General features: G+C 67.5%; 3 protein-coding genes. 2 read left to right on the forward strand and 1 reads right to left on the reverse strand.

Annotated features, from left to right (window positions below; all coding sequences use genetic code 11):
* Window positions 1-176: 176 nt before the first annotated feature.
* The gene (locus AB0O36_RS34640; RefSeq protein WP_365117373.1) at window positions 177-3,830 is read right to left on the reverse strand and encodes a LamG-like jellyroll fold domain-containing protein; all 3,654 of its coding nucleotides are present in this window, start codon (window positions 3,828-3,830) and stop codon (window positions 177-179) included.
* A 680-nt stretch (window positions 3,831-4,510) separates the two neighbouring features.
* On the opposite strand from AB0O36_RS34640, the gene AB0O36_RS34645 reads away from it, so the two are divergent.
* Both AB0O36_RS34645 and AB0O36_RS34650 read left to right on the forward strand, forming a co-directional pair.
* Window positions 4,511-4,669 carry a hypothetical protein gene (locus tag AB0O36_RS34645; RefSeq protein ID WP_365117376.1) on the forward strand — a complete coding sequence of 53 codons (159 nt, stop codon included), beginning with the start codon at window positions 4,511-4,513 and terminating at the stop codon, window positions 4,667-4,669.
* A gap of 919 nt (window positions 4,670-5,588) precedes the next feature.
* Complete coding sequence (locus AB0O36_RS34650) at window positions 5,589-6,224, forward strand: hypothetical protein (protein WP_365117379.1); 636 nt, start codon at window positions 5,589-5,591, stop codon at window positions 6,222-6,224.
* The last annotated feature ends 187 nt before the right edge of the window (window positions 6,225-6,411 follow it).

Here is a 6,411-nt window from a genome sequence, read left to right on the forward strand (position 1 = left end):
CAGGGTGAGTGCTCCGATCAGCGGAACGCGGTACCGCGCCCGCCCGGAGGCTTTGCGTCTGAACAAAACAAGTTCTCCGAGATGGATGGATTGATAGGGGCCGGGGTCGCCTCAAAGGCGACCCCGGCACTGTCATAGGAAAGAAGTCGGGACGTCCGACCGCCCTCGGGGGCGGTCTACTGGATGAACATGTCCCTGACCTGGTTGACGTCCAGCGCCGCACCGGACCACACGGACATGTCGCTGACCTCGCCGGGCGCGAAATGGCCCCAGGTCCCGCCCGTGTAGCCCTTGCCGACGGAGAACTCGTTGCTGCCGACAACAGCGGTGAACGCCGTCGGCTGGTCCTCCCGCTCGGTGTTGACGTAGAGCGTGATCGTTCCGTCCTGGGCGTCGTACACACCGGTCACGGTCGCGTCCAGTTCAGCGACATCGTTGCTCTCGACCGACACGCCCGAACCGTCGAGCCGACCGAAGTGCCACTTCCCCACGGCCACGGCCTTGGTGTGGGTGGGATCGGGGTCCTCGGGAATCGGGTCGTTGCGCGTTTCGGTCTTCTCGAACCAGATGCCCCACGAGGAACCGGTCCCCGCCCGCTGACCGACCACCTGCGCCTTGTAGCCGTTCGGCTTAGCCGCCAGCTTGTCGTTGTCGAGCTTGGCGTTGGCCGACACGGTGAACGACCCGGTGTCGTCGACCAGCGGCCCCGGCGCCGTCCCGGCGTGACTGGTGCCGTTGAGGACCAGCTTGCCGCCGGTCACGCTGGTGCCGGTGGCCAGAGTCAGGTCCCGGTTGAAGCCCGAGACATCTTGGATCGGGCTGCCGGCCACCGACAGGTCCCACTCGGCTGCACGGGCAAGGTAGGGCCGTCCCGTCGCGGAGTTGAGCAGCTTGGCATCCTGCTCCACAGCTGCGCCAGTCAGCTCGCCCTGCCACACCTTCAGCTCGTCGATCCGGCCCGGGAACTGGTCCTGCCACACACCCTTGTACATGACCACCCCGATCCCCATGGGCTTGGTGGACGCGATCGGCGTACTCATCAGCGTCTCGCCCTGCAGCTGGCCGTTGATGTACAGCTTCAGCTTGTTGGTGGAGGCGTTGTAGGTCGTCGCAACGTGCGTCCACACTCCAGCAACAGCCGGATTCTTCGACTGCAGCACCTTCATGTGCTCCCAGCCGTCCGGACCGTCGGCCTCAGCCATCCGCACCGACCACAACCCGTTCGGTGCGGCGGTCAGCGCGACCCCGCTCTGATGGGTGGCGCCGCCCTGGGCGACCATCGTCGACCATTTGTCGGTGCGGTCGAGCCGTGCCCAGCCGGCCACGGTGAACGACGCACGGGTGTCGATGACCGGCTTGGTGGTCATCGCGTACTGGTCCACCCCGTTCAGCAGCAGGGTCCGGTCCGTGTGGTCCGCGAGTTTGCCCCGGCGGCCGGTGGCAGGGCGGAGGCTGCCGGGCTGCAGGTCGGCGTTGTTCCGCAGCGCGGTATTGGTGGTCGACGTGTCGATGGCATCGCCGCTGGTCTCATCGAAGTTCCAGTAGGCGACGGGGCCGTCGCCCTCCTTCACCACGAAGTCGACGACGTTCTCCGCTCCCGGCCCCACCGAGTCCTTGGCTTTGACATACAGGCGGAACGTGCCCGACAGCGGCGGAGTGATGGACACAGTGGCAGGCGTCCCTGATACGTCCGTGTAAGACGACTCGGAGGACAACCGGTACTGGAAGCCCTTCACGTCCGTGTCACCGCTTGCCGCGGAGAAGGTGACCTGGCCCGGCGTCCCTGGCTTGCCCGAAGCGACACAGGACGTGGTGGTGCAGGCGCTGTACGGGCTGCCGAACGTGATCACGGGTGCCTTAGGCCTGCCGGTGTCGATCTTGAAGTAGCAGCCGCTGGTGGCCACGCTGCCGCGCGGCGTCAGGGAACCGGAGAAAGACCGGGTCCAGGTCCGGAACTTGTAGAGGACACCTTCGTCCAGCTGCATCCGGGCTTGGCCAGTGACCTTGGTGTTCGCCCCGACATAGGCCGGTGGGGCGGGGTTGTCGGTGGCGGACCAGTCCTCAGGATTCGGCTTCACCGGAGTCCAGGAGCCGTCGCTGTTCTTCCGGTCGATCTGGAAGGCCGCTCGCAGAGAAGCCTGCGCCTCGCCGCCGGAAACCACCTCGGTCGTGGCCGTCAAGTAGGGCTGCCGCTCGGAGCGGATGGTCGGCGCAGACTCGTTCGTGCTGCAGACCTGACCCGACCCGGCCACGATGCCGTAGGCCGTAGGGACTGCGGGACGGCTGATGTAGTCCACCGAGAGCACCGCATCGTTGCGGAACCGCTTCCAGGAAGCCGTGTCGCCCTCGTCCTCGGCCCGGATCTCCAGCGTCAGCCGCGGGAACCTGCCTGCAGCGAAATCTCGCACCGTCGGGGTGAGGTTCTCATCCGGCTCGTCCGGATTGTCGGCAAACTCGATCGGCGCGGGCGGCGCGTTCGGATCGCACAGCGAACCACGGCCGGCCGACACCCACCGGTCACCCATCCGGTCCAGGTAGCCGGGCTTGTTCGCCCAGGTCGTGGACTGGGAGATCTCCCCGTTCGTCCGGACCAGCCACACGTTGCGGGCCTCGCACTGGAAGGCCCAGGGCTCGGTGATCCGGAAGCGGGCCGAGAGAACCTCCTTGCCGGCCAGCTTTTTGGGTGAGAACTCGAAGTACAGACGCTGGACGTAACCGGGACCGCAGTAGTAGTTGTCCCAGACGCCGCACTTGCCGACGCCCTTGCCCTGGTTGTCCTTGTCGTTGTCGAAGTTCCAGAACTCGTAGCCGTCCGACCGCAGCAGCGTGCGCTCCACACCGTCATCGAGCGCGACCGGCGGGTCGATGTACAGCGGGAACGCGGCCGGGTCGCTCTGCCCGAGCAAGGCTGCGTCGGGTACCACCGTCAGGGAATCTGCGGCCACAGCCACCTGCAGGTTCGCCGACTTGTCCCCAGGCCCTGGGGCCTCGGCCGTCGGGTCCTCAGCGGTGACATTCGCCTGGACGGCAGAAGCCTGGGTGGTGGTCCGGAATGCTGCCATCTTGGGCTGTGCGGATGGCTGAGGTGCAGCCTCGCCGCTGGAGTCCCACATCAGAGCGGGCGGCGCAGCGAAGACGCTGCGGCCTTCGGAGTCCTCCGCGATCAGACCGCCGTCCTTGCTGGCGCTGACCTGCAGCTCGTCGGCCCTGAGCCCGAACTTGATGCTCTTGACTGCCGGGTTCTTGGCCGCGGCAGGTGTCTTGACGACGAGGACCTCGCGATAGCCCTCCGTCGTGGCCGTCATACGGAGATCGACCCCAGGCAGAACCTCCGCGTACACCGCAGTGTCCCCATCCAGGGCCGGCTTCGGCAGAACCCCCGGCCACTGCAAGGCGAGCCGGTGCACCCCCTGGCTGATCGTCACCAGATCAGCCTTGTCACCGCCACCAGAGAAGCTGATCTCCGCAGTGGCGGCCTTCGGGCCCACCGTCCCGTCGCTACGCACCTCAAGCGTGGCATCCGGCGCGACCCAGGAACCGTTGTCCTCCTTCACCCGGATCGGTACTACGGACTGGTCCAGGCGGAAGCTCTGACCATCCGGATTTGCGTACGTGGTGGTGAACTCTGAACGCTCACCTGCCACTTCAACAGGCTGACCCGTCTCGGCCGCCTCCTTCAGCGCCTTCTGTCCCTCAGTCAAGGCAGGCGCTGGACCCTCCGCGGCCGCGGCCGCAGAGGGAATCTGAGCAGGGGAAACACCAAGAACGAGTGCCGCGCCCATCGCGGCACTCATGGCATGACGAAGCCCCCGCCTGTCGAACACAGGCATTGATCCATCCCCAGTTACGCAGGGCATCCCCTAGGGCCCTGTCGAACGCGACCTGACATAGATCGCAGCCGCGAATGTATGAACCTTTCAAGCTGCGATCAAGAGATTCTCACGTAAATCTCATCACGTGCCACTAGTTGAGGGGGTACCCAAACGGCCTAGACTGCATCTAACCGGAACGATCTACTCCTTGATGCAAACTGCTCCCCCAACCACGCCTGGCCTGCAGCGAGGCCTGCCCGTCGCTTTGGCTCGTTCCCCAGGAACTCATGGCCAGCTCCTTTCAGCTGAGGAACTGTTGGTGACCGTCCTCTACTGACCGCCGACTCGGCGTCCCACTCTGGCACCGGTCTTTCGAAGGCAGGCCTGGCTGCCCGTGGACCTGGAGCAGGATCGTCAAACGTCACCCGAGTAGGGCCAGATGCCGCCTGGCCTACTGCTTTGTGGTATCAGCCGGCGTATGGACATGGCCCGGTCTGCCGGGCAGCCGCAGTAGCGCGGGCAGCCGGGCCGCGCGCCGCCCGGGGTCAGGCGGTGCAGTCAGGCGCGCCCGCTGCGCCTCCGGCAGCCTGCCCGCCATCACCACCGACCTCATCGATCAGCAGCTCGACGGCCTCGGCCACACCGCGGCCCCCTACACCTGGGACAGCACGACCAGGACGCTGACAGTCGACGCCCCCATGCACCGCAGCGACTGCCTCAACGTCGCCCAGCGGCTCCAGATCACCGTCCACGCACAACGCCGGCCCGGCGATCCGTACTGGACCAGCCGCTTCAACGGCAGCCGAACCCTGGTCGTCACCGCACGTCATCCCCACGCCCCCGCCACGGCCGGGTAGCTCTCAGGAGCGCCGAAATCCCGACCCCTCATGCCTCAAGAGTGTGATGGGCGTGATCGCGGTCCTCCTGCGGAGAACAACCCCGGACGGGGCAGGCCGCACCACCGCCCGTTCGAAGCAATCCAGCGGCACACACTGCATTCTGGCGCCCGGGCATCGGGTCGGCGCAGGGGCCTGAAGTACCGCTGCGGAGGCGGGGTCCGTGGCCAGCCACCTCGAAGGCGAGGCAGTGATCACTGCCGCCGGGCACGCGGCCGTCCCGGCGGCGGACAGGGCAGGAAACAAGGGGGCAAGCAAGGGGGCAGACAACGGGTGAAACAAGGGGGCAGGCAAGGGGCGAAACAAGGGGGGAAGCCGATTCTTCGGTCTCAGCACAACGTTGCTGGTCAAACCACGAGTCCCAGCCGGTGAGTAGCCGGACTTATATAGGTGGAGAGGTAGGGGGAGCCGGAGGGGGATAGCACGAGGGAGAGACAGAAGGGCGATGACAGGGCGGAGAAAGTGGGGCGGGATGCGGGTGATCGAACGCAGAGCAACAGGAGCAGGACCAGGACCAGGACCGGGCAGGGGTAGAGGCGGTGATGCTGGCGTCTGTCGGGAAGGGGGAGGCGGGTGTGGTGGTCGGGGGAGTGAAACGAAAGCGGCCGGCGCCCCGATTCCGCGTGAGCGGGTGGCAAGGGCGCCGGCCAACCGAAAGCCACCACAGGAGAACCCGGAGTGTCATCACCATGAGCATAGCGCGCGGGACGGTACGTGTGCTGGACAGCGCACCACCAGCGGCCTTAGTTGCGGTAGCTTTTTCTTGCCGGGTGTGGTGCCGGCTGCCGTGGCGCGCGCAGTGTGCCGGACTGGAGGTTGGACTGTGATCCGCGCGAGACGGGCGGTTGTTGGCCGTGAGGAACTGGCCGAGGCCCTGGGAATGAACTGGACAGCGTTCCGCAGGGGCAGGCCGTACACCGCGGAGGGCTTCCCCGCCCCCGTCAGCTCCCAGGGGTCACGGACCATGTACTGGGACCAGGAGCAGGTGCTGGCGCACCGCGACGGTCTGCCGCAGCCCGCTCTCCCGGGCGGCGAGGATGACGATGACCTCCTCGACCGCCGCGAGGCCGCCGAACTCCTCGGCGTGCAGCCCAAGAGCGTCGACACCTACAAGACCGACCCGCGCCTTGCATCCCGCACCGCCGTGGTCTGCGGAGTCGAGCACTGGCCGCGCGCGGCGGTACGCGCCTACGGCGCGTCCCGCGGCACCGTGAGCGCGCCCGTCGGCCGGCCCAAAGGGGCCGGCGACATGGTCCCCCGGGACCTGCTCCCCGGCCGGATCGCCGAACTCCTGGACGCCGACCCGGCCGTCACCGCCGCGCACGCGGTCGACGTCCTCGGCGTTGCGCACTCCACCGCCAAACAGCACCTCCTGAACGAGCGGGCGGCGCGCATCGCCAGGCAGATGCACCTCACAGGCTTCGACGCCGACCGGGCGGCCGACCTCCTCGGCTACCAGCCTGCAGTCCGCCGAGGCGCCCTGAAGGCCGCTCAGGAGCTCTACTACAACCTCTGACCGTTTCCTTCCGAGGGGGGCCCAGCCGACTGGCTGAGGCCCCCTCAGCTGTCTTTTCTCGCTGGCGGGGGCGGGCCTCGCGGGTCCGGTGCCGGTGGGGTGGGGGGGGGCGCGGGGCGCCGCGCCCGCCGCCGGCCGCCCGGATCGGGAAGCTGGAGGCCCTCGGCGACTGGACCCAGCGGCTTGC

This window comes from Streptomyces sp. NPDC089799, from assembly GCF_040684755.1.
Taxonomy (GTDB): domain Bacteria; phylum Actinomycetota; class Actinomycetes; order Streptomycetales; family Streptomycetaceae; genus Streptomyces.